The sequence below is a fragment of the Agarilytica rhodophyticola genome, assembly GCF_002157225.2.
Classification (GTDB): domain Bacteria; phylum Pseudomonadota; class Gammaproteobacteria; order Pseudomonadales; family Cellvibrionaceae; genus Agarilytica; species Agarilytica rhodophyticola.
The window spans coordinates 453,621-476,333 of sequence record NZ_CP020038.1 but is presented as its reverse complement, the minus strand read 5'-3'; the positions used below and the strand labels follow the sequence as shown (position 1 = coordinate 476,333).

Here is a 22,713-nt window from a genome sequence, read left to right as displayed (position 1 = left end):
GTGCTTTTTTGGTTACTTTTTTTCACAAGCAAAAAAGTAACAAGAAACTACTGATCATTTTGTGTTACTGGCAAAACAAAAGGTTCTATATTCTCAAACAGCGATGTTTCACCGCTTTCTTTTAAAATGTTTCGAGCATTTTCTAATGTCTCTTTACTTGCTCTTAAGTTTGATAAATCACTCTCCTCTTTATTATAAAAGAGGTAGTCGATAAGTTTTTGTCGGGTTTGTTCTTTTTCCGGGCCAATAATTTCTTGGTTCATCCATTCGATTAAAAATAAGGCCACCATAAAAGGGAAGGCATGTTCTATACCTGTTAGACCTGCGTCTTCTTTATGGTAGTGCTGCAGTAGGTTATAGCTATTATATAAGCGTTTTATCTGGCGGGGGTTGCGCAGATCCAGTTGGATAAGCCAGTAGTAGAATGCTTGTTTTTGTTCGGGGCTTAGTCCTAGGTTTTCTATTTTTTTGGTATTTTCTTTATCTTGATAAAATACGGCTTTCACATCAATTTTAGCGATATCAGCAAATATTTCTTCCAAGCTTTCTTCTTTTTCTTGCTCTCCTTCCTCCTCTCCCTCTTTATCTTTCTCCTGCTTAGAAGCTTGTTGTTCATCAACAAGATCACTTTCATTTATTGTTTCTATTGTATTTTCCTTATCATCAGCGTCTGTGACTTGTTCTTCAGGAGGTGCAGCAGCAAAACTACTGTCATTAAAAAGATGGGCGAGATATTGTGCTACCGAGCTATCATCCGGTGGCGGCAGGTGTAAGGGCATATTAATCACCTTGGCTAAATAATCCCGAGCGATATTCTTAGCATCATGTTTATGATGGGTAGACAGTTGTTCGTAATGACAGGCCAGAGCAGGTAGAGCAATACGTTGATCCACTGCGATAATCACAATAACATTGTCCAGCTCTAAAATTAAACGCACCGCTTCAAAGGTTTTAACAATACCCTCCACACCACAACGATCTAAATCATCCACCACAAAAATCAAACGTCGATGAATTTTATTAAACAAGCCCCGCTTGCCCAAACACAGCTTACATAAAGTTTTAATCTGCTTCGCCATAACAGGAATCAAACCTAAATGCTTACCGTAAGTAGGCAAACGCAAATAGGTTTTTAACTCCTTAGCAAAAGGCTGCGCAGCAATGGCTTTAAACTCCTTTAACAAAAACCAAATCACCGCCAAAGTGCCAGCACCGGCAACGCCAATACCTAAATGACCCAACTCCTTATCATAAGAGGGAAAAAGCTTGGCAATATCATGGCCAAAAAACACAGCAATCATAAACAAAGCATAATAATTAATAAAACGTATATGATGCAAAGCCACCGCCGAACATAACACCAACCAAGGGGTTTTAAACACAAACTCCAATAAATTTAAAAAAGTAGAACAACACAACTTTAATTTTTTACCGAGCGGCAAACCTGCAAAATCCCCCCGCAACAAACGCCGCTTACTCACACACTGAAAACTAGTTAAAGCATTCATCATCTCCTGCGTCATCCCCGCCTGGATATTATCCGTATGCTCATACGCCCAAGCATTAAACTCCCCATAAATAAACTCCATCTTACGACCATTCTCCCTAACCCCCGACTTCTCATCCAACGCCTGCTTCAACAACTTAATAAAATTAGACTTCCCCGCCCCCCAATCACCAAACAAACCGATCGTCAAATGACCACTATCCCCCACCACCCGCAAACGCGGCAACAACGCCCCCAACAAACGCCCACGCCCCAAAAAATCATCATCTGCCAAAGTCTCGTGTTGGTTTTTTTCCTCAGGGCGGTATTTAACTTCAATATTTTCCATATCGTTTTCATCATCACCCTGCAGATAACGGCCATGGAGGATAGCATCGTAGTCTTGTTGGATTTTTAGGATTTGGTTTTTGAGATTGGGGTTACTGGCGACTTCTTTTTGTTCTAGGAGAGAGTTTATGGCAGAAGGCCATTCATTTGTGTAGATATTTGCAATATAGCTCTCTTTGAATTTTTGTCCATCATTCCAGAGAGGAGTTGTTCTTAAGTCAGTATAGTTATTCGCTTTATTTTCGAGGAATTTCAAATCGTAGGCGGCGGCGTAGGCGGAGGCGGAGGCGGCGTAGTAGGCGCCGATGTCGGCGGCGTAGTAGGCGGCGGCGGCGAAGGAGGCGGCGGAGGAGGAAGAGGCGGCGGCGGCGGAGAAGGAGGAGGCGGCGGCGGCGGCGGCGGCGTCGGCGTCGACGAAGGAGGAGGCGGCGGAGGAGGCGGCGGAGGAGGCGGCGGAGGAGGCGCTCCTAACTTTCAAAAGTTCTATTTCTTGAATTTGTTTCCATTTCCAGCCAACTAATATCCCTCTCCATAAAGCGGCGAGGTGTTTTATTGCGTGATTACCACTTTTGCTATTCCAGTAATCAAGATTTCCGTCATACCCCAGTAAAGGAAATATCCTTAATGCACACCTAGTGGCAAATAATGCAAGTTTTTCGCGTCCATTTTCTTGATCTTCAGCTAAGATTTTTTCTAACCGTCTCTTTATTTCTTCTTTACGAAGTTTGCGTCCATTTTCTTTTTTTTCTGCCACGACGATTAGTCCTTCTGTATATGCGTTATCTTCTTGTTGCTAGAGTAACAGGGTATTGGGGTGGGGCAATATTTTGATGAGGATTGATAAGCAAATTGGCGGGCATATCTTCTTTTTTTGGATTTGAATAGATTACCTGATTAAGGTTTAACCTAAAGCGCGCTATCTCTATTTGAGAAAGCTTTAGCTGGAATTAAACTTGTGGTTTAGTATTTTTATTTAAAGGTTTTTAAACGTTTATTTTTTAGATTTCGCCTAAAGGCGAGTTACTTTTGTATGAAAACCATCCTTGGGTTTCATACAAAAGTAACTCAATACAAACATTTCTTCATATCCAACAATTGCTTATCAATATACAAATTCCAGGAGTTACGACCGTCTTTGTCTTTTTTCAGTTGTTTTAAAATCTCAGTTCTATCTAAGGCTATAGAGCATTTTTTATATATAATTTTTATCTGCTCAACGGATTTCGGAAATACTGTAAATTTGCTTTCATCATCGTAGAGGAGTACGTACTCTAGATCGTTAGGAGGGATTTTTGAGTTATCATTCCAATACCCGTCTAATCGTACAGAAAGATCAATTGAATAATCTAATGTATTAAAGACCACGAAAGACGATTTCGGAAGCTGTATTACATGGCCGCAAGATACACAAGCAGCAATTAAAAAGGATAGAACAATGTATTTAAGCCTTTTTGGTATCATAATGTAAATTCCAATTTACTTAGGAGTTGCAATTATAATATTTTAACAGATCAATACTTCATTTTTTTGCTTTTTATCCTGAAGCACGAAACTTACCTACAGTTTCACCGCCAATTCAACCTTCTTCCTCAGCTTTTCTTGGACAGGAACTATATACTAACTTCAACTTTAAGTTGATTTGATATTTGTTAATCACTTAAATTTTTATTTTTAATATTAGATTTCGCCTAAAGGCGAGTTACTTTTCTTTGCTTGCTCACAAAATTATCAGGAGTAATTTTGTACGACGAAGTCGCCCGAAGGGTGAAAACCAAGGATGGTTTTCATACATGAAAAGTAACCAAAAGAAAGGTCACCCCTGCTATTGAGGTCGCTTCGCGACTACCCTCACAATGACATATTTTTCTGGTCGCTCAGATGGGGCATCCCGCCCCACCTCGCTAAATACCACATCCATGTGGTATTTACTCAGAAAAATATGCCCTTGTTCAGCTCAATAAAAGGGGAAATCAGCCCGAGGATTTAATCAACATTTTAATATATAAATTAAAAAACAGGACTCACACTTTCCCGTTTACTTTGCCAAACAAAAGGCATCATTTTTAGGGCAATCACACATAGCCACATGGATGTGGCGTATTAGAACAATGCAGGAGCAATTGTCGAGACGTGCGATTAAGATATATTGAGCCATGGATGGCTCATATATATCGACCTCGAAATCTAAAGTTTTATGAGGGAACCCGAAGGGCAAAGTAATAGGGTGTGCTTTTTTGATTACTTTTTTGCGCAGTCACAAAATTATCTGGAATAATTTTGTACGACGTAGTCGCCCGTAGGGTGAAACCCAGGGATGGGTTTCATACAAAAGTAACTCAGTTAGTACTAGTTGCCACCTTTACCCCAAACCCCATTAAAATAACTCCAACCACTTTTTCTATCCGTGTTCGGTAAGAATTAAATTTCTTTAACAATGCTGGCTGGCTCAAAAAAACTGCGACGGCGCTGAACCATAGTAGGTGGGCGAGTGAGATGATTGCGCCGTAGATAATTTGTAGCCATAGGGGTGTTTGTGGGTTGACGATTTGGGTGAAGATACTTAAAAAGAATATTGTAGTTTTAGGGTTGAGGGCGTTGGTGATAAAACCTATTTTAAATGCGGCGGTGTTGGTGAGTGTTTGTTGTTTGTCTTGGTATTGTTCTTCGTTGTGGTGTTTGGTCTGGAAGGTTTTCCAACCGATGTAAATTAGGTAGGCGGCGCCAAGGTATTTAATAATGGAAAACAACAGGATGGAGTTGGAGATAATAATGGCGAGGCCGGCGATGGAGTAGGCCACGTGTATCCATATAGCAAGGGCGATGCCTAGGGCGGAATAGAGTCCTGCTGAGCGACCATGGAAAATGCTGTTGCGTGTAATCATAACGAAATCAGCACCGGGGCTTATGGCCATAAAAATGGAAATAACGATGATGGAAATAATTTGCGATAAATAAGGTAGCAGTTCGGCAATCATAGGGTAACTCAATATTTTTTAGTGTTTAGCTATTAACCTGGTGGCTAAATATATTAGGCTGACTTTCTTTCGTAAAGGTTAACGTTATCACCCAGGTAACTGGCAATGCCGATGGGATGATAGCCCATCTTGTTAGCCACTCTAATAGAGGCCTGATGTTCTGGGTCGATAATACAAACTGTAGTGGCAGCACTAAGATGGCTGTCCGCCCATTGGGTAATACATGTCATAGCTTCAGAAGCATAGCCCTTGCCTTGCTGATGGCTGGTAATTCCCCAGCCTGCTTCTGGGCGGCCTTCGATAGAGGGTGTCATATTTCTTTTATAATCGGCAAATCCTGCCTCGCCAATAAATTCCCCAGTGCTTCTGTCTTTTATCACCCAGTAGCCAAAGCCGTTAACTTGCCAATGACCAAAATAGCGTAGGAAACGTGTCCAAGACTCTTCCCGTGTGGAAGGAACGCGAAAGGTGTATTTCACAAAATTGATATCTCCCCACATGGTAGCGCAGGACTCAAAATCTTCAGGTGTGTGTCCTTGTAGGGTAAGTCTTGGGGTTTCAAGTATCGGGGCTTTCACTAGGGTTTGTTCCATTGCTACTGCCTTAAAAGATCAGCCATTGAACGTGCAAATGTTACTAATTGTTAGCAACAGCTATTTAGACAAAAACCTTAATCGCAGATCGTTTGAAGTGCAAGCACCTTATTTTAAGCGGCACAAAATAAGCCATAGGTTTATAATAAGATCTTACGATTGCATCTGCATACGCACGCAAATCATCGAATTTTTCGAACATTCTACGGTAAATAATACACTATTCATTCTACTTTTTGTTTTTATAATAACTCTTATTACAGCAGATGAAGCAATAAGTAGAGGTTGGCATGGGTTTATTAGTGAATGGTGTGTGGCAAGATAAATGGTATGACACAAAGCAAAGCGGCGGTGCTTTTGAACGAGAGGCAGCGCAGTTACGCAATTGGGTTACTAAAGATGGCGCGGCAGGTAGTTCCGGTATCGGTGGTTTTGCGGCGGAAAGCGGACGTTATCATTTATATGTTTCTTATGCCTGCCCTTGGGCACACAGAACTCTGATTTTCCGTCAGCTTAAAGACTTAGAAGAACATATTAGTGTGTCAGTGGTAAGCCCGGATATGCTCACCGAAGGCTGGACCTTTAACAAAGACGAGGGCAGCACGGGCGATGCATTATTTGGGCACGATTTTATGCATCAAGTGTATACCAGTAATAACCCTACTTATAACGGCCGGGTGACGGTGCCGGTTTTATGGGATAAAAAACAACAGCGTATTGTGAGCAATGAATCTTCAGAAATTATTCGTATGCTCAACAGTGCTTTTAATGATATTACCGGCAATAGTGACGATTACTATCCTGAACATTTACGAGCAGAAATCGATCGGGTCAACGAAATGATCTATCACAATGTTAACAATGGAGTATATCGCTGCGGTTTTGCGACCACTCAAGAAGCCTATGAGCATGCCTATTTAGGTCTGTTCGAAACCTTGGATAAGGTAGAAGAACGCTTGTCGAAACAAGCTTATCTTTGTGGCTCGGCCATTACCGAAGCGGACTGGCGCTTGTTTACCACATTGATTCGTTTTGATTCTGTATATCACGGTCATTTTAAGTGTAACAGACAGCGTATTGAGGATTTTCCTAATATCTCTAACTATGTACGCGAGCTATACCAGCGGCCTGGCGTGGCGGATACGGTTAACTTCTTCCATATTAAACGGCATTATTACTACAGCCATGAAACGGTAAATCCAACGCGAGTGGTGCCACTAGGTCCAGAGATTGATTATTTGCGCCCACACAATCGCGCCGATATATGATAGGTCGACGGATAAAGTTGATCGCTAGCTCGCGCCATATTGAGCAAACAATTCTTCGCCGGTCATATTCTTAGTATCATTGGCGAAGGTGTAGTGTGCGGGCTTTTCTTCGATAAATAGTTGATGATCAAAATTGAAATTCTCGTCATTAAATAACCCTGACGAGAGCATATATTGGTTGGCTTGTTTTAAGCGATAAAATAAAGGACTGCCGCATTTTCCACAAAAGCCTCGCTCTGCCCATTTAGAAGAGTTGTAAATGCTGATATTTTCACTGCCACTAAAATTTACGTCGCTGCCGCATTCCACCGCCATATAAGGACTGCCACCGCTTATTTTACGGCAGGTACTGCAGTGACACGCACCCACACTTTGAGAAATATTTTTTGCCTCTACAGTAATCGCACCACAGGCGCAGGAACCTTTTGCACTTCTTGTTGCATTGCTCATTGTACTTTCTGTGTTAGTCATATTATTTCTCCTGTTAGGCCTTGAGCAGTAACCATCAATTGTCTCAATTTATTTTATTTTTGCGCAAAGGGGTGGCCATCTTTATATTCAATAAGATCCCATAAGTTACCATATAAATCTTTAAATACCGCGACTGTGCCGTACTCCATATGGTTAGGACCGCGAGTAAATGTAATACCTTTTTCTTTCATGGCGGTGTAATCTCTTGCAAAGTTATCGGTACTTAGAAATAAAAATACGCGTCCTCCGGTTTGGCTGCCGATATGTTCTGCTTGTTCAGAATTGGAGGCTTTAGCCAGCAACAATGCAATACCTTGCGAACCGGGTGGCGCAACCAAAACCCAACGTTTACCGGCATCATCCATAACGATATCTTCAACTAATGTAAAATTAAGCTTTTGTGTATAGAAGGCGATCGCTTCGTCATAGTCGTTAACAACGAGGCTAACATGTACAATAGATTGTTTCATAAAACAGAAGGGCTCACTGTTTGTAAATATTATTAATAGGGTATTTTTTTGAATGCGATACTTTACAACAAATATCGCTATTTAAGAATTATCAACAGAATAGTTGTGAAAAGCATTCAGCCCTTAGAGCCTTTCAAGATTATTTATCAGGCGCTAGGCACTTTGTACACGATCTCGCCCCAACTCCTTAGCTCGGTAAAGCCTTTGATCTGCTAATGTGATCAGACCATTGGCGTCGACCTTGTCTTTGTCCTCATGCTCCGCAATGGGATCAATGGAGGCAACACCAAAACTACAAGTAATATTCATAGTTTTTTCCTCCGCCACAAAAACATGCTCGCTAATCGCCACGCGGATACGCTCTGCCACCATTTTGGCAACTTTATTGTCGGCATAGGATAGAATAATCAGAAACTCCTCCCCCCCGAAACGAGCTAACCAATCGGAATCCTCCCGTATACACTCTTGGCTAATAGCCACAAACTGTTGTAGCACTGCATCACCAACGTTGTGGCCATAGTCATCATTTATTTTTTTAAAGTGGTCGATATCGGCAAAAATAATGGAAATAGGATAGCCAACTCGATAACAACGTTGAATTTCTTCAATGAGTTTTTTATCTAGGTAAAGACGGTTGTAGCACTGAGTAAGCGGATCTTTCATCGACAGATACTTCACTTCTTTATTCAGCTTTATCAGCTGTCGCGTCAAATTGTTACCTAAAAAGGCAAAGCAGCCAAAATAAGAACAGAAGAATAAGAAGATAATGACATCTGTAGCGATACTTGCCGGTATTAAATAATCTGGCCTTAGTACAAGATAAGTAGCGGCCGCTGCTAGTAAAAACGCTGCTAGAGTAGTAGCCAATAAACGAAAAGATCCGATGAACAAACCATTGCTTACCAGCAATATACCCACCGTAGAAGCATATTCAAATGAGGGATAAGCAATCACTAAGAGACCACAAAAAACTGCATCCAAATGCATATTGATTTCTTCTTGGCGTTTACTATCAACCTTTTGAGATGCAAGAAATAACGCAACATGAGGCCACGATGCACCAAGTATAGCGATGGAAATAAAAGGCAGTGAAAGAAGCGAATCTAGAGAAATGCTACCTATGATAATGACATAAAAAGTACAGGCGATAATGCGTGGTATGAGGTTGAGGCGTGCAATGGGGTGTAATTTTCGCGTGCTTTTCATTAGGGCCTGTCAACATTAATATATGCGCCAAATTCCATGCTTTCATTATAGCTTAAGGAAACAGGCGGCGATTATTTGAACACGCCTTTTCGCAGCTACTATCACCCAGCCTAACCAGAAGAGTGCCCCCCCACATCACCTAAAAATTATAGCACAAATGGATAGTGAACAATCACATACAAAGTGCAATCAGACAATAATACAATTCCGTCGGGTTTATCTCTATAATGCGCCACTCGATATTTCATGCGCCGCCTTTGGCTTTATTAACAGACGATTTCATATGGCAATATCTCACCTTATCGCACACCGTTTACAACGTATGGCACCCTCTTCCCCTGCGACCTTAAGCTTACGTGACAAAGAGCTTGTGCGTGATGGTAAGGTTGATGAATGTGCACGCGAACTAAAGCTAAGTTTTATTAAGAAACTAGGCAAAATTCATGGCCGTTTCTCTAATGATGCTGCCAACCACCCGCTTTCTACCTGGCTTAACGAGTGTATTGATGAAAAAATGAGCTTTGTCTCACTTACTCAACATGCGATGAAGCATTTTAAGTTGGAGCTAGACAAAACCGAGGCACTGCTGGATAGCTATATATTTTTCGTACAAGAAAGTTATGAACATGCTGATGAACTCTATATTTTTGCTAGCGACCACCTATCAGGGCAGTATATAGACGGCGAACTCAATATTGCCGACTCTATTTATCTCGATACTCGCAGTATTACGCTTGCAGCAAAGATAAATTTACGTGAATGGCAAGACGAAGATAAAAATTTAAACTATCTATCATTGCTGACCATGCGCGGAGAAAAGGACTTGAGCGACGCATTTGTCGCTTTTGTTGGTTTTACTGATAAAGCAGATATAAAAGAAGAAACAGAGAACTTTCTGGAAGCCGTAGAAAGCTATACAAAGGAGTTACCACAGGAACAGGCAGCAGAAACCCGCGAAACGGTGGTTAATTACTGCTTAGAACAAGATAAAGCGGGCAAACGCGTAGTCATTGCTGATCTTTCAAGCCAAGTAAATGAAGAAAAACAGAAAGATTTTGAACAACATGTACTCAAGAGCAAACCTCAGCTGAAACCTGAGCTAATCCCAGATCGAGCACAGTTGCGTCAATATATTCGCATTAGTGGGAGAAACGACCTACTGAGCATGAGCTTTGACTCGAAGTGTTTAGGAGAATCCATTGTTTACGACTCAGAATCAGACTCCCTAACCATCACCAAAATTCCAAGTGCCTTAAAGTCTCGCCTATTAAAGCACCTGAAAAGTAGCTAAGGTCTACTTAGCAACAGCTTATTCACCGTCCTCTGAGCTTGCCATACTCGCAATATGCTGAGGAAAGAAATGTGCATACTCTGGGCCTGGAATGCCTTGTAGATCGAGGAATATTTCATCCTCTTCGGGCACACATATAATACTGCCTTGAGCAAAGGGTATAGGGGTATGCTCGCCTAGTACAACAAGAAAACGGTTGTCCATTTCAAGAAGAAAAGCGCCATCTTCCTCAACGCCCCCCTCTTCGAGCATCCAACGGCTAAGGTCTTCACAGGTTCCTGCTTCCACTAGCTCCCCAGAAGCACAGCAGATTGAAGGATCGCCACTTTCAAGTTTAGTAACGCCAATTAACTTATTTCGAAACAACAACCTAAACATAATTTGCTCCTGCTATAGTTTTAGAATTTCCAGACAATGATGTCGATATTATCTACCCCACAATATGCCATAGAGAATTAGAACCTGATGACACGCTCTAATTATATCACTACAGATAACCTAAGATAGTTGCAATATTATCTGTAAAATAAGGATAGTGAGAATAAGAACTTACGGTACATATGTTTGCATACTATTTTTTGTTTGCATACTATTTTTCACTAGTATAGAGATCATGGAATGATTGGCATTAGAAATAACATTATCTCTTAAATAGAAGATAGAGGCCCGTACGTCACTTTTAGATATCATCTATAAGTTGCTTCACTAGCAGCAGTACTAGTACTGCTGCAGAGTACCATACTACTCTGTGTAACAAAGCTATAACTAGGTAATTAAGCTATTTGCCGAAAACTACCTGGCGTTTGCTCTGTTGAGTCTAGTTGAATATCTGGATTAATTGAATTTCTTTTTAGCACATTATGAGATGTTAGTACCGCATAAAACTGAGCGTTATCTTCGGCTAATCTTACACTCTCGGGAATGTCTTCATCATGGTTGCGATCCGCTCTTCGAGATACTGATGTATCATAATCTACATTGACTTGGACAAATACATGCTCATCCGAATCTATTAGATGTGGTGTAGAAATCCCCTCTATTATATAAGTCTCACTGGCTGGAATTTTAACTTCTTTATAAGACTCTTCTGAGTCTCTCATACCTCGAGGGTAAGGATCGCTAGCTTCACATCTTTACGGTAAGTTGATGGAATAGTATAAGAATATGCCTCATCATTTTTGGCAGCCGTCATTAATTGATCTAATGCTTCTCTATAGAATGACTCAGGATCGCCATGAACAACGGGCCAATCTATAACTGGTTTACCCATATTCTCCGGATGTTGGCTCAATTCTAGAAAAGGTTTTAAAAAATGATCAGTTTTCACAACAGGCACATTACTATCACTCGACTCTTTAATGATAGGTGAGACCGAAGATTTACCTGACGCAGAAGGGTAAGATATAAAGATAATGCTAGGCTAGGCTAGACTTGTCTTCTTACTTTTTTTATCTGTTTCGATTTTTAAAGTGGATTTGAATTTTTGCAAACTAATTACTGACGACTGGTCGCCTAATTCAGAGACTTTCGGTTTCGCCGCCGATTTCACATTAATAGCAGCCATCTCTTTTGTCGCGCTATATCGGACGCTGCTGGATATGCACCACCTCGCCCAACTATCTCGTGTGTATAAGCCTCCTGATTTCTATATTCAATATCGCCAGAATCACTCAAGTTACGAACTTTAATATTGGGATAAGGTGCTACGTCAGCAAAAATTGAATTTAAGGTTTCTATATCTCTCTGCTGTGAGCTTCCGGCATCCCAAACTCGCACAGTACGACTTAATATTAATCTATCGGCTTCGAAAAACTTTTCATTATTTTTATGAGTAAAATCCTTAAACCTCTGTAAAACAGCTTCGATCAACTTTATCTACACCACCGAGTAATTTTTCTTTTCACTGTGCATAATCACTTTCGTTTAGTATTTTGGTCAATTCTTTTACTGCCTGATTGAATTCTCCTCCTAACTGATCAGGAAACTGCGGATATCTTCCCACATTAAGACTTACTTTTAACTGGTTAAATAACCTTCCAGGCATTTTTATTAAATATAATTTATTTAAATAATAGCTTTTTTCTCATTTCCTGCAAATCATCAATCTATACTAACCAGTATCACACTAAATTTTCACCAAAAAATATTTTCCACCAAAGCCCCTATGGATCAGTTATTTTCTGTACAGGCGTGTTATGGCAAATTGTAATTAAACAGAGATAATGGAGGAAGATCTGAAAACAAATTTAGTTTGATCAGAAGTAAGACAAGGATCTAAATAAATATTACTTTTTCGGTTAGATAGAAATATGGGTAGAAGAATTAAAAGTAACAACATTCATCGCTAATATAATATGCAAAATATTTAGTCATTGATGGTAGAAGGTTAAAACTAGGATAATGTTCATCCAAAAGTATAACATCAATAATTTACTTATTAGCTCTCTACTCTTTGATGAAAATCATTATCAGTACCAATAGCAATGTCAGTTTCTTTTAAATCTATTGATTCATAACTCAAAAAATCCGAAGTTATTAACAAAAAGAAACTAAGGAATATACCGCCGCACAATAAATACATTAACATTTTCATAGATACTTCCTCTTAAATAGAGAGATTAAAAAGCTTAGATTCGAACTACACCTATAGTTAAACATAGTCACTTAAAAGCTACTAATTGATTTTTTTTCTTAAACTGATCTAAAAAACATATCGTAAAGTGCTATGAGTGAATTGGTAAAAAATTGATAATGATTCTCATTACTAAAAAAACCATCTCCTGTGCTGTTATTACCTATTCAATTTATTCTAGTCGATTACTTAAAAAATAAAGATCACAAATCTATAAAATTTATTGTCATAATTTTTTAGTCATTAGCGCTCTATTTATAGTTTCTAATCTGTAATACCAAATAGTTATGAAATCGCTTTAATTTTTTTAAAATTTTATGGCATGATTAAAACGATAAAGATTGAGATTTATTTTTAGTGCGATAATATTTTTTTATTAAAACTATTTTAAGAATCTATTTAAATTTATCTTCATTTTTTATTGTCTAGAACATGTTAAGTAATAATTCAGCTTATATATAAATTAATTCCAAAATAATAATCACTTTCATTTGTTATACCTGTCACCCTAATTATCAATATTAAAAGAAAGTATCACAACGGGTTTTATTCGTTACTTGAGGCGCCACAAGTGATGACTATGTGAGAAGTTACAAGTAAGTTATATAGAACAGCTTTTTGTTAAATGACTCCCTATCGTTTTTTCAAAAAGTTTTCTATCACAACAATATCCTTCTTTAATTTTTAAAGGTTGCAGGAGATTTTAGCTATGGCTTCAAAAACCAAAAAGTTAGGTTTAGTAAGTTTGGCGCTCTGTATTGGCTTAAGTCTAAATATTAATGTCAATGCCGCCACCCCTCATAAAAAAAGTAATTTCTTCCGTTATAATGGCGGAATTAGTAAAACTGATATTTTGCTACGCAAAAAACTTAGGTTTCACGACGTTAAGTCAGTGGAAAAACCCGCACCACAAGATCCAGCAATGGTAGAACTTGGTCAGAGTCTTTTCTTTGACAAAGAACTTTCTGGACGCCGTAATATTGACTGTGAAACATGTCACAGTCCTTTTCTTGGTTCAGCAGATGGACAGAGTCAATCTCGTGCTCAAGGTGCTATTGGCTTAGGACCTAGCCGTCGACAAAATGGTGATGAGCGTTTCGATTTTTTACCTCGTAACGCTTTGAGCTTATGGAACCGTGGTGTTCCCGGTTGGGATGTAATGTTCTGGGATGGTCGTTTATCAGGTAACGCACAAGAAGGCTTTATCTCTCCTGCTGGTGATGATACCCCACAAAACTTCACTAACGCGTTGGGTGCATTCTCTGCATTCCCAATTACTCCAGACGAAGAAATGAGAGGCTTCCCTGGCCAGCTTGATGTATTCGGTCAACCGAATGAGCTTGGTGATTTAACGGATGAAGACTTTGTAGAAATTTGGGATTTAATTACTGCACGTATTGTTAACAACGAAGGTTATGATGAGCTGCTAGATGCTGCATTCCCTGGCGTTGAACAAAAAGATCTTGATATCGCAGATCTTTCAAATGCAATGGGTGCCTTTATGACCGAAGCCTTTACCGCTTTGGATTCACCTTTTGACCGTTACCTAGCCGGTGATAACTCGGCAATGTCAGACAGTGCAAAACGTGGTGCATTACTATTCTACGGACGCGCTAACTGTGCTGCTTGTCACTCTGGCGGTTTACAAACCGACTTTGAATTCCACAACATTGCTGCACCACAAGTGGGTACAGGTCGTGGAGACGCAGCGCCACTTGATTTAGGACGTGGTGCAATTACTGGTAACCCAAGTGAAAACTTCCAGTTCCGTACACCTTCACTGCGTAACATAGAGCTTGAAGGACCTTATATGCACAACGGTGCGTTTGATGAACTTGAAGACGCAATTCGTCACCATCTTGATCCGTTCACTTCTTTGGCAACCTATGATGCCAGTCAAATTGAGTTTGAATTAGCAGGTATTTTCCAAAATGACCCACAAACTCTCGAAACAATTTTAAGCACCCTTGATCCAGAATTGGTTGTTTATGGCAGACCACTTAATGATAACGAGATCAAAGATCTTATGTCTTTCATGTCAGCTTTAACTGATCCTGCATCTCTTAACTTGTTCGAGATTATTCCAACCTCTGTTGCTAGTGGATTGCCTTTGGCAGACTAGTAGTACCTACCATAAAAAAGTAATTCTTAAAGAAATAATTTAGGGCCGCTTATGCGGCCCTTTTTTAAAGTTCACAGCCGCACAAAATTTATAACTTCTCTATGTGATAGCGCAAACTACGATCATCCAGAGTAATGCGATAACTTCCTATACCTTGCGCTATTAAAATATTTGATGCCTCATCGGTTAAGGCGATACCATCAGGTTGATTGTCGCCATGCCAATCTCCGTCTAAATAAAATTTAAAAAATGAGTCGGGCCCATCAATAGCAATATCAATCTGCCATGTATTATCAGCAATTAATAAAAAAGGCGTTCTTTGCCAGTTATTTTGAGATCCTCTAAAGTCCACAGTGGTATACCGGCGGAGAAATTCTTCTGGCGGTGTTACTTTTGAATAAGATAGCTGATCAATAATCCTGACACTTCCATTGTCACCATAGCGATAATGGTTTCTGTTATTAACATCTCCCATGCCGTAGGTGGTTAAGCGAAGCGTTCTAGCTGTTGTTTGAAAAATTGAATAGCCTATTTCATAGGCAACTTTGCCATTGTAGTGAGGATAAAAATCAAGCAGGTGCATATCACGGGAAGAATTATCTCGTGGCCACTGACCTGCTGGAGGACAAATAAAATATCCGACTCCTTGTTGTCGCAGTCTCCCGTAATCGGCAACTTGCTGTATATTTCTAGCATTAGCAATAGTGGGTTTCACCCGTTGATTTTCATGTACATGACCTGTGATCAACCAGTCTAGTTTGGTATGAAATAAGTCTGTTAGCGGACGCATAAAGTCCACCTCGCTTTTACCCCCAGCAGGATTAATAGCTGGTACATGCCAATAGGCAAAATTCCATGTTGATTGAACAGGACGATTTAATTGTCTTGTTAGCCATTCCCGCTGCCGCTTTACCCTTTGTTCTTGATCTCTTTGGGGATGTCTGCCATAAAAAACGGGAATTTCAGAGTTGAGACTCATAAAATGGGCATTGCCGTAATCAAAGTGGTAGTAATCGGCAAATGCCATATCTGTCGGCAGGTTGAAGTACTTGCGATAGGAAGCTGTGTCTTCGGCATTACTTAAATATTCAGGATCACCTGTGAATATATTTTCTGGTGTATCGTGATTACCGGGCGTTGGCATTATAGGTTTACGGGCAAAAAGTTGGCGGCCTTTATCGAAAAAGACTTTCCAAAAATAGTAACGTTGGCCATTGTGTGAAATATCATCTTTAGCCATATCACCGACAGTAATAATAAATCTAAAATCATCGAGATGATTAGCGACAATGGCGTTGGCAACATCTTGCCAACGCTGATTGGAATCCCCAGGATCTTGCATGTCGCCAATAGCAAGGAAATGACTTTCATCCAATCGCTTTGGTGCGGTATCAAAACGGTAGACTTTTCCCTGTTGCCCATCAGGAGAAATAACTCGATACTCATAAGTGCGATCAGACAGTAGTCCTGTTAAGGCAATATGATGAATACGACGTCCACTGATTTGCTCTTCTACTTGCATCCAGGTTTGGCTGCCTAATTCGCGATATTGAACATTGGCTCGCCAATTAGGATATCTAGCATTTGTCTCATAATTGATTACTATGCTAGTAGCGGGATCTAAGACTTTCACTGTTTCGTTATTATCCGATAGATCAGGAGATATTAGTGTCAGGTAGGGACCGATATAAGGTCGGTAATCCTCTTTTAAAAAACATCCATCACTGGCATTGTCCCACTGCTTATCATCATCGAGACAACCACTTCTGGCAATACTATATGCATACCCCTTAGCATTAAGCTTGAATTTAAGTGGTGTGCGAGAGGATATCTGTGCAGCGTATTTATCCGGCAACTGCCAGTAATAGTATTCGGGATGCTTTGTATCTATTAATAGTTTTTGTTGTTTCTGCCATGTGAATCCCATCTCTTCAGAGATAGCTGAGTTTTCTGTCCATACCCAAATAGTTGGTGCTTCTGCGGACTTAACCCAAATTTTTATCGATGATGAGGAGGATTGCGTAGATGCATGTAAATAGCTGGTACTTAGCACGTTGACAACAATAAAAAATACATGAATTAGGTAAGAATTCATAATGAGTTCCGAGAGAGTAAGTGTTAATAAAAGGGGTATTTCAAAGCGCACGAGATATTTCTAGCAACGTCTTAAACAGCTCGCTATAGAAACACAAATCAAGTGATTATTGTGTCAGCGACTTTAGTTTTGAACGTGTGGCAGATGAAGAAGAAAAAGATTTATAACGCCATTTTGGGGCTATAAAAAACAAACTTAAGGTTGTAGCAAAACTAGCTCAGGGCCATATTAAACCCCACTCAAGGCTACATTAAAACCAGCTCAAGGCTGTATTAAAACCCGCTCAAGGCTGTATTAAAACCCGCTCAAGGCTGTAGCAAAATATATACTTTATCCACATATCAACAGACTCATTAGAACTTATTTGTAGTCTCGCTCACTCAATTCTAAACCCTGGCCTAAGAACTGAAAAAGTCTCATCACGGCCCTTGTGAACAAACGATCAAAATAAATGCGAGCCTCATCTATGGTTTACACCAGCACACAATTAAAAGCTTTAGATATTGAAAGTATACTTCACCCTATGTCTTCAATCGGCCTGCTAAATCATTTTGGCCCCCAGGTGATGACCGGAGGTAAAGGTGTCTTCGTAGAAGACTCAGATGGTAATCAGTTTTTATCTGCAGATGCAGGCTTAGGTGCGACTACTCTAGGTTTTGGGCGGCAAGAGCTAGGCGAGGTAATGCTTGAGGCATGCAAGAATATGGGCTTTTATCAAACCAGTGTAGACTCATCAAACCCCACACAGATACTACTTGCCCAAAAATTACTAAATTATATGCCCGATAATATTACCAAGGTCTTTTTTGCCAGCTCTGGTTCCGAGGCAAATGAAACAGCAATAAAGATATTAAGGTTGTATAATGTTGGCCAAGGTAAGCCACAAAAAAAACAGATCATAACGCAAGACTTCTCTTACCATGGGTCGACCATGTTCACGTCAGCCCTGACAGGAATGGAAGGATTCCAAAATGACTTTGTTATCGACCGGCAGGATATCATTAGTGTTCCTTGCCCAGTATTTTTCTCCGAGACCTCGGATGCATCGATAGAAGAAGCCTTTGTTAACAAATTAATCGAAATATTGAGATACCGCATTGAAGAAGTCGGCGCAGATAATATTGCCGCATTTATGGCTGAACCTGTACTAGGTTGTGCAGGAATTGTTATTCCGCCAAAAGGATATTACGATAAGGTTCAGGCGCTTCTGAAAGAGTATGATATTTTGTTTGTTTGCGATGAAGTCTTATGTGGCTATGGCAGAACAGGCAAAATGTTTGGTTATCAACATACACAACTACAACCCGATATTATCACAAGCGCAAAAGGTCTCACTTCAGGTTACTTTCCCCTATCTTGTGTCGCAATATCTCAAGATATCTGGCAAGTTTTATCTGTACAGCACAATAATTTTGGAGTTTTTTCTCACGGTTTTACTAGCTGCGGTCATCCTGTAGGTGCAGCTGTGGCATTAAAAACTCTGGAGATATTGGAAGAAGAAAACTTGGTTGAAAATGCGCGCTTAAGAGGTGAGCAGCTTCTCACTGGTCTAAAAGAAGAATTAAATGATAATCCCTATGTCGGCAGTATTCGTGGCCAAGGGTTAATGGTCGGTATCGAGATTAAAGTGGATCAACAAGAAATAAAGGACTTTAATGATTTTGAGAAAAACTTGCTATCCCAGACTGAGCGCGCGTGTCTTGATGCAGGTTTATTAGTTAGAACAGCGAGACTAAGCAATTCCAACTTTATGGTCCCACCACTCACTATCAGTTCAGCAGAAACAGAGTTACTTATTAGCCGCTATGTTAAGGGTGTCGAGACAGCGATAAAAAACTATGACCGAATTTAATAATAATACATCTAAAAGCCTAGCCGTAGTGACTGGAGGAAGTCGGGGTATAGGCAAAGCACTTTGCTTAAGCCTTGCTAATCAAGGAGTGGACGTTCTGGCTATTGGGCGCGATAAATCTAAGCTTGAAGAAATGCAAGCTTGTGCACCCGATGCAATTCGCTATTGCGTAGCCGATCTATCTCATACAGAACAGTGGGGAAAAGTAGTTGAAAGCGTAGGCGACGATAAAGTGAGTTATTTAATTCACAATGCTGCAAAGCTCGGGGCAGTATGTGAAATGAACAATTTAGAGCTACAAGAATGGCGAGAAGTGTTCACACTCAATACAGAAGCGCCGCTTTTTCTCACCCAATTATTACTTCCTCAATTTACTCAATCTGCGCGAGTACTTTTTGTCACAAGCGGGGCAGCCAGCTATCCACTCAGTGGCTTCGGCGCTTATTGCTGCAGCAAAGCAGCTATGGATATGGTCAAAAAAACATTAGCTGCTGACTTGGAGCACCAATCGATTGCTTTGAGCTCTATTTTACCCGGCATGGTCGACACGAATATGCAGCAAGAGATACGTAACCAAGATAGCCAACGTTTCCCAGTGGTCGAACTCTTTAAGGAAGCTCAAAGTTCTGGTCAACTATTAACGAGCGAAATAGTTGCAGATTTCATGACTTGGTTACTAACACGAGTAGATACTACTACCTTTAAAAGCACGGACTGGGATATTACAAATAAAGAACAGCTCGCTTACTGGGAAGCCCAAGCACAGCAGGCGTAAATTTACAGATATTGAGTGCTTGCTTACATCAAGCACTTTTAACAAGTTATGCATTAGCTTCTCATAGCTTGTATATTATGGTTGAGTCTCTTGTTGCATTTGTACAGATTCAAATAGTTCTGATTTGAGCTGACGAAGTTGTCGGATATGTTGTGCGTGATTAAATGCTAAATCCATCGAACACGCCTCTTCGATCTCTACCCAGGCAATATCTTCTACTTCATCAGGTTCTGCATTTTCCGCAGATAACTGCGGGAATTGTTCCCCGCGCCAGCTAAATGCTACGGCGAAATGCATACTAATATTTTGTTTACCAGAGCCGGGGTTATCGGAAATCCACCAGGGGTGATCTTTAGCATCCAAACCAGAATGAATACACGCACTTTCGGACCATCCAAAATCAGGGTTATCCTTTAAGTTGGGAAGATAAAGGCCGCACTCTTCCCATACCTCCCGCATCATCCCCTGCGTTAAAGTTTCATCCCAGTCGAGATAGCCACAGGGTAATCCCCAATAACCTTGGCAGTCGGGCGTACCTTGCCCCCGCTTACCCAATAAAACATACCAGTTTTGATGTCTAATGCTAAAAAGAAGAATATGGCCAACAACTGCACAAGAGCGGGCGAGCCAGACCATGCGGCCATCGGTCAAAGTGACAGGTTCATTTTGTTTATTGGTGAACTTTTTAAGCGACATACTTACCTTATTAGAGGCGGTTAACTGGTACGGGAATATTTTACTTTTCTGACCACACTGCAAGCTCATTACCACTAGGCTCACAAAAATGAAAACGGCGCCCCCCCGGAAAGCTAAAAATAGGCGCCACAATTTTACCGCCGGCTTCTTCGACCATGCGCTGAGTCGCTTCCAGCTGTTTGCTATAAAGCACTATTAGAGGGGCTCCTTGCTCGTATTTGCTAAGTTTGTCCGAACGATAAAAACCACCTTCTAACCCAGCATTACTAAAACTGCAATAATCTTCGCCCCAACTTTGGAAAGTCCAACCGAAAGCTTTTGCAAAGAAGTCTTGAGTCGCTTTAAAGTTGCTCGCAGCAAATTCTACATAGTTAATGTGATTATCATTCATATTATAGACACACCAGTTAGGCACAAGAATTCACATAATAATATCATATAGAACTCTCTTGGCTCATTACAAATGATAAATATTAAGCCGCCATAAGTACTAACCAGATTAACGGAATACAGACCACCGTCATATTTCTAACTTAAAAAGTAGTGGAAAAATATTTTTAATAAATTATGGATATGATGAATATGATTATGGCAGTGTTAATAAGCGTTCTAATTGCCGCCAGCTTGGGGGTTATCACGCTAATAACCCTCTGCTGAGTGCGAAAAAAGAAGCTTGTGTATTCAAACTGGTGCTAACACCGAATAAAGCAATAAATATTAAATCTAGATCTTAATTAAATACTCGTTCTATTTACTCGCTACTCGTTTCTAGCTATCTAGCTAGAAACCTAGAATCTATACCATATGCGCTATCCGTGCCATTTGTATTATCTATCCATTTTCTAACATTCCCTAGTTCTATTTCTTAAGTGGTTTCCTACTTCTCAAATGATCTCATTACAATTTCAAAAGACTTACTAGAATAAGCTAGGCTTTTTTAGCCGTCATATTAAAGGACTCATGTTGGGGTCTTAAACTTTGTACGACAAAACCGACACCTGCCATGGCGATTAATCTTGTATAAGCATCGCGCAAGTTACGTGAGCCTGTTTTTTCCACATGCTCATGTAATACTTGAATGAAGTCTGGATCTGAAAGTTTTACACGCTTTCCAGTCAAACTCTTAATTAAATTTATGCATTGCTTTGCTTGTCGTATCGCTTTTGGATTAAGCATCCAAGATCTATCTTGCATAGTTCAACTCCGCACTCTATGTTTTAAAGGCTTCTGAACTTATAAAGATAGACTAGAAACTGAAAAAAAAATCGACGCAGTCGCCATTTTTATATTTAAACATTAGATCAAATTGATCTTAATAAAAGTTATTTAAATATTTAAGAAAAACAGCGCACAAAAAGGCAATACGGCGCCAAAAAAAATTAACTTTTTATAAGACTTTTATATTGCCAAGATATTCATAGGAAATATGTGTATCTTCCTATTCAATAGGATGCTTTTATATTTCTGCAAACTTAAGCTTAATCTATGTGCATTTAGCACAAAAAACCGCTTTGATAGAATCCAGTATTATTAGGAAATTGAAAATGTAGATCCTTATGCTGGAGGTTCCACGTTCATCATTTTTGCTATTTGGAACGGAGGTATTGCTTAAACAATTCGTATTCCCAAGGTCGCATTGCCATTACCATAGTAGTTCCAAATCTTTCAGACATAGGAACACCTGCATCACTTTGCATAAGTTCATTAAACTCGCGCGCGAGGCGTTGCATTTTCTTCTGTAGCTCAGAGTTGGAAGCTTTGGATAAAATACCATTGAGAACAATAAGTTTTTGATCTTCATCGTCAAATTGACTGGTGAAAAATTGCCGCTGAACCTTTTCCAAAAAAAACTTCTGTATAGGGCCGTTGGGCAACCATCTAAAATTGGGAGCAACCAGCAGTTTCACACGGTTATTCGGTAGTAGCTCAATAATTTTTAAACGGTCAAGGTGGGCCAACTTACGAATACACTCTACTTCACTAATCTCATACTGCTCGAGTAAATCGCGCATAGTAAATCCGTTAATAACACTGACTGTAACCAGTAATAACAGTAAGTCTTCTGCAATCTCTTTTTCCTGCTGTTCTGTAAGCTGTCTTAGTTGTAATTGTTCCTGTGCCATGAGTCCAACTAGCTCTTCCAACTGGATACCAATAAATGCGCAGGCGGCCTCCAAACGTTGTAAGGTGAAACTTTGCTCGGCAAATAAACGTTTTACCGATGCTTCACTCAAATCTAAGGCCAGTGCTAAATCAGCGTAGGTTTTACCATGAGCTTTGAGCTGTTTTTTTAGAGTTGCTAGTAATGCCGGTGTTTGAGCCATAATATCTACTCGATGATTGACCAACTAAAGGTATCAAAAAATAATACTTTAAGTGAACTATAATACGCCATATTAGTTTAAAGTTGCAAAATCGAGCACTTAAGATCAA

Annotated in this window: 21 protein-coding genes; 5 read left to right on the top strand and 16 right to left on the bottom strand. The window is 40.0% G+C overall.

Annotated features, from left to right (window positions below; all coding sequences use genetic code 11):
• Window positions 1-47 precede the first annotated feature (47 nt).
• The 3 genes from BVC89_RS30055 to BVC89_RS01985 form a co-directional block, all read right to left on the bottom strand.
• Complete coding sequence (locus BVC89_RS30055) at window positions 48-2,588, bottom strand: KAP family P-loop NTPase fold protein (RefSeq protein ID WP_086929630.1); 2,541 nt, start codon at window positions 2,586-2,588, stop codon at window positions 48-50.
• Between the two features lie 1,582 nt (window positions 2,589-4,170).
• Window positions 4,171-4,809, bottom strand: a complete 639-nt coding sequence (locus tag BVC89_RS01990) for a LysE family translocator (protein ID WP_086929628.1) — start codon at window positions 4,807-4,809, stop codon at window positions 4,171-4,173.
• Between the two features lie 53 nt (window positions 4,810-4,862).
• Window positions 4,863-5,402 carry a GNAT family N-acetyltransferase gene (locus tag BVC89_RS01985; protein WP_086929627.1) on the bottom strand — a complete coding sequence of 180 codons (540 nt, stop codon included), beginning with the start codon at window positions 5,400-5,402 and terminating at the stop codon, window positions 4,863-4,865.
• Between the two features lie 290 nt (window positions 5,403-5,692).
• Between BVC89_RS01985 and BVC89_RS01980 the strand changes: the two genes are divergently transcribed.
• The gene (locus tag BVC89_RS01980) at window positions 5,693-6,670 is read left to right on the top strand and encodes a glutathione S-transferase family protein (protein WP_086929626.1); all 978 of its coding nucleotides are present in this window, start codon (window positions 5,693-5,695) and stop codon (window positions 6,668-6,670) included.
• 24 nt (window positions 6,671-6,694) lie between these two features.
• Here BVC89_RS01980 and BVC89_RS01975 read toward each other — a convergent pair whose 3' ends face one another.
• The 3 genes from BVC89_RS01975 to BVC89_RS01965 form a co-directional block, all read right to left on the bottom strand.
• Window positions 6,695-7,141 (bottom strand): GFA family protein, encoded by a 447-nt coding sequence (locus tag BVC89_RS01975; RefSeq protein WP_245929288.1) that lies wholly within the window; start codon window positions 7,139-7,141, stop codon window positions 6,695-6,697.
• Window positions 7,142-7,194: 53 nt separating this feature from the next.
• A complete protein-coding gene (locus tag BVC89_RS01970) occupies window positions 7,195-7,611 on the bottom strand; it encodes a VOC family protein (RefSeq protein WP_086929625.1) in 417 nt (138 codons plus the stop codon).
• 153 nt (window positions 7,612-7,764) lie between these two features.
• Window positions 7,765-8,817: a sensor domain-containing diguanylate cyclase gene (locus BVC89_RS01965; protein WP_086929624.1), complete on the bottom strand. Its 1,053-nt coding sequence runs from the start codon at window positions 8,815-8,817 to the stop codon at window positions 7,765-7,767.
• A 283-nt stretch (window positions 8,818-9,100) separates the two neighbouring features.
• Here BVC89_RS01965 and BVC89_RS01960 point away from each other — a divergent pair, with 283 nt between their 5' ends.
• Window positions 9,101-10,108, top strand: coding sequence for a nucleoid-associated protein (locus BVC89_RS01960; protein WP_158657746.1), 1,008 nt, complete (start codon window positions 9,101-9,103; stop codon window positions 10,106-10,108).
• 18 nt (window positions 10,109-10,126) lie between these two features.
• Here BVC89_RS01960 and BVC89_RS01955 read toward each other — a convergent pair whose 3' ends face one another.
• The 5 genes from BVC89_RS01955 to BVC89_RS29490 form a co-directional block, all read right to left on the bottom strand.
• Window positions 10,127-10,486, bottom strand: coding sequence for a hypothetical protein (locus BVC89_RS01955; RefSeq protein ID WP_086929622.1), 360 nt, complete (start codon window positions 10,484-10,486; stop codon window positions 10,127-10,129).
• A 395-nt stretch (window positions 10,487-10,881) separates the two neighbouring features.
• Entirely contained in the window at window positions 10,882-11,208 is a 327-nt protein-coding gene (locus BVC89_RS01950) for a hypothetical protein (RefSeq protein ID WP_086929621.1), read from the bottom strand.
• Window positions 11,205-11,378 carry a hypothetical protein gene (locus tag BVC89_RS01945; protein ID WP_158657745.1) on the bottom strand — a complete coding sequence of 58 codons (174 nt, stop codon included), beginning with the start codon at window positions 11,376-11,378 and terminating at the stop codon, window positions 11,205-11,207. Before BVC89_RS01945 ends, BVC89_RS01950 begins: the two co-directional genes overlap by 4 nt.
• A gap of 275 nt (window positions 11,379-11,653) precedes the next feature.
• Window positions 11,654-11,977: a hypothetical protein gene (locus BVC89_RS01940; protein ID WP_086929619.1), complete on the bottom strand. Its 324-nt coding sequence runs from the start codon at window positions 11,975-11,977 to the stop codon at window positions 11,654-11,656.
• Between the two features lie 568 nt (window positions 11,978-12,545).
• Window positions 12,546-12,701: a hypothetical protein gene (locus BVC89_RS29490; RefSeq protein WP_158657744.1), complete on the bottom strand. Its 156-nt coding sequence runs from the start codon at window positions 12,699-12,701 to the stop codon at window positions 12,546-12,548.
• 748 nt (window positions 12,702-13,449) lie between these two features.
• Here BVC89_RS29490 and BVC89_RS01935 point away from each other — a divergent pair.
• Window positions 13,450-14,862 (top strand): cytochrome-c peroxidase, encoded by a 1,413-nt coding sequence (locus tag BVC89_RS01935; protein WP_086929618.1) that lies wholly within the window; start codon window positions 13,450-13,452, stop codon window positions 14,860-14,862.
• An 88-nt stretch (window positions 14,863-14,950) separates the two neighbouring features.
• On the opposite strand, the gene BVC89_RS01930 is transcribed toward BVC89_RS01935, so the two are convergent.
• Window positions 14,951-16,957 (bottom strand): metallophosphoesterase, encoded by a 2,007-nt coding sequence (locus tag BVC89_RS01930; RefSeq protein ID WP_086929617.1) that lies wholly within the window; start codon window positions 16,955-16,957, stop codon window positions 14,951-14,953.
• 451 nt (window positions 16,958-17,408) lie between these two features.
• Here BVC89_RS01930 and BVC89_RS01925 point away from each other — a divergent pair, with 451 nt between their 5' ends.
• A complete protein-coding gene (locus BVC89_RS01925) occupies window positions 17,409-18,809 on the top strand; it encodes an aminotransferase family protein (protein ID WP_086929616.1) in 1,401 nt (466 codons plus the stop codon).
• A complete protein-coding gene (locus tag BVC89_RS01920; RefSeq protein ID WP_086929615.1) occupies window positions 18,796-19,584 on the top strand; it encodes an SDR family NAD(P)-dependent oxidoreductase in 789 nt (262 codons plus the stop codon). Before BVC89_RS01925 ends, BVC89_RS01920 begins: the two co-directional genes overlap by 14 nt.
• 75 nt (window positions 19,585-19,659) lie before the next feature.
• On the opposite strand, the gene BVC89_RS01915 is transcribed toward BVC89_RS01920, so the two are convergent.
• The 4 genes from BVC89_RS01915 to BVC89_RS01900 all read right to left on the bottom strand — a co-directional run bounded on the left by BVC89_RS01915 (window position 19,660) and on the right by BVC89_RS01900 (window position 22,604).
• Window positions 19,660-20,280: an NUDIX hydrolase gene (locus BVC89_RS01915; protein ID WP_158657743.1), complete on the bottom strand. Its 621-nt coding sequence runs from the start codon at window positions 20,278-20,280 to the stop codon at window positions 19,660-19,662.
• Window positions 20,281-20,320: 40 nt separating this feature from the next.
• Window positions 20,321-20,671 carry a VOC family protein gene (locus BVC89_RS01910; RefSeq protein WP_086929613.1) on the bottom strand — a complete coding sequence of 117 codons (351 nt, stop codon included), beginning with the start codon at window positions 20,669-20,671 and terminating at the stop codon, window positions 20,321-20,323.
• Window positions 20,672-21,207: 536 nt separating this feature from the next.
• Complete coding sequence (locus tag BVC89_RS01905; protein WP_086929612.1) at window positions 21,208-21,474, bottom strand: hypothetical protein; 267 nt, start codon at window positions 21,472-21,474, stop codon at window positions 21,208-21,210.
• 392 nt (window positions 21,475-21,866) lie between these two features.
• A complete protein-coding gene (locus tag BVC89_RS01900) occupies window positions 21,867-22,604 on the bottom strand; it encodes a helix-turn-helix domain-containing protein (RefSeq protein ID WP_086929611.1) in 738 nt (245 codons plus the stop codon).
• Window positions 22,605-22,713 lie beyond the last annotated feature (109 nt).

Bases quoted from the DNA above. Each gene is read 5' to 3' on its own strand.
- BVC89_RS01985 (WP_086929627.1), bottom strand. From the start codon at position 5,402: ATGGAACAAACCCTAGTGAAAGCCCCGATACTTGAAACCCCAAGACTT.
- BVC89_RS01935 (WP_086929618.1), top strand. From the start codon at position 13,450: ATGGCTTCAAAAACCAAAAAGTTAGGTTTAGTAAGTTTGGCGCTCTGT.
- BVC89_RS01980 (WP_086929626.1), top strand. From the start codon at position 5,693: ATGGGTTTATTAGTGAATGGTGTGTGGCAAGATAAATGGTATGACACA.
- BVC89_RS01955 (WP_086929622.1), bottom strand. From the start codon at position 10,486: ATGTTTAGGTTGTTGTTTCGAAATAAGTTAATTGGCGTTACTAAACTT.
- BVC89_RS01930 (WP_086929617.1), bottom strand. From the start codon at position 16,957: ATGAATTCTTACCTAATTCATGTATTTTTTATTGTTGTCAACGTGCTA.
- BVC89_RS01960 (WP_158657746.1), top strand. From the start codon at position 9,101: ATGGCAATATCTCACCTTATCGCACACCGTTTACAACGTATGGCACCC.
- BVC89_RS01975 (WP_245929288.1), bottom strand. From the start codon at position 7,141: ATGACTAACACAGAAAGTACAATGAGCAATGCAACAAGAAGTGCAAAA.
- BVC89_RS01900 (WP_086929611.1), bottom strand. From the start codon at position 22,604: ATGGCTCAAACACCGGCATTACTAGCAACTCTAAAAAAACAGCTCAAA.
- BVC89_RS01910 (WP_086929613.1), bottom strand. From the start codon at position 20,671: ATGAATGATAATCACATTAACTATGTAGAATTTGCTGCGAGCAACTTT.
- BVC89_RS01905 (WP_086929612.1), bottom strand. From the start codon at position 21,474: ATGCAAGATAGATCTTGGATGCTTAATCCAAAAGCGATACGACAAGCA.
- BVC89_RS01915 (WP_158657743.1), bottom strand. From the start codon at position 20,280: ATGTCGCTTAAAAAGTTCACCAATAAACAAAATGAACCTGTCACTTTG.
- BVC89_RS01990 (WP_086929628.1), bottom strand. From the start codon at position 4,809: ATGATTGCCGAACTGCTACCTTATTTATCGCAAATTATTTCCATCATC.
- BVC89_RS01920 (WP_086929615.1), top strand. From the start codon at position 18,796: ATGACCGAATTTAATAATAATACATCTAAAAGCCTAGCCGTAGTGACT.
- BVC89_RS01965 (WP_086929624.1), bottom strand. From the start codon at position 8,817: ATGAAAAGCACGCGAAAATTACACCCCATTGCACGCCTCAACCTCATA.
- BVC89_RS29490 (WP_158657744.1), bottom strand. From the start codon at position 12,701: ATGAAAATGTTAATGTATTTATTGTGCGGCGGTATATTCCTTAGTTTC.
- BVC89_RS01970 (WP_086929625.1), bottom strand. From the start codon at position 7,611: ATGAAACAATCTATTGTACATGTTAGCCTCGTTGTTAACGACTATGAC.
- BVC89_RS01925 (WP_086929616.1), top strand. From the start codon at position 17,409: ATGCGAGCCTCATCTATGGTTTACACCAGCACACAATTAAAAGCTTTA.
- BVC89_RS01950 (WP_086929621.1), bottom strand. From the start codon at position 11,208: ATGAGAGACTCAGAAGAGTCTTATAAAGAAGTTAAAATTCCAGCCAGT.
- BVC89_RS01945 (WP_158657745.1), bottom strand. From the start codon at position 11,378: ATGGGTAAACCAGTTATAGATTGGCCCGTTGTTCATGGCGATCCTGAG.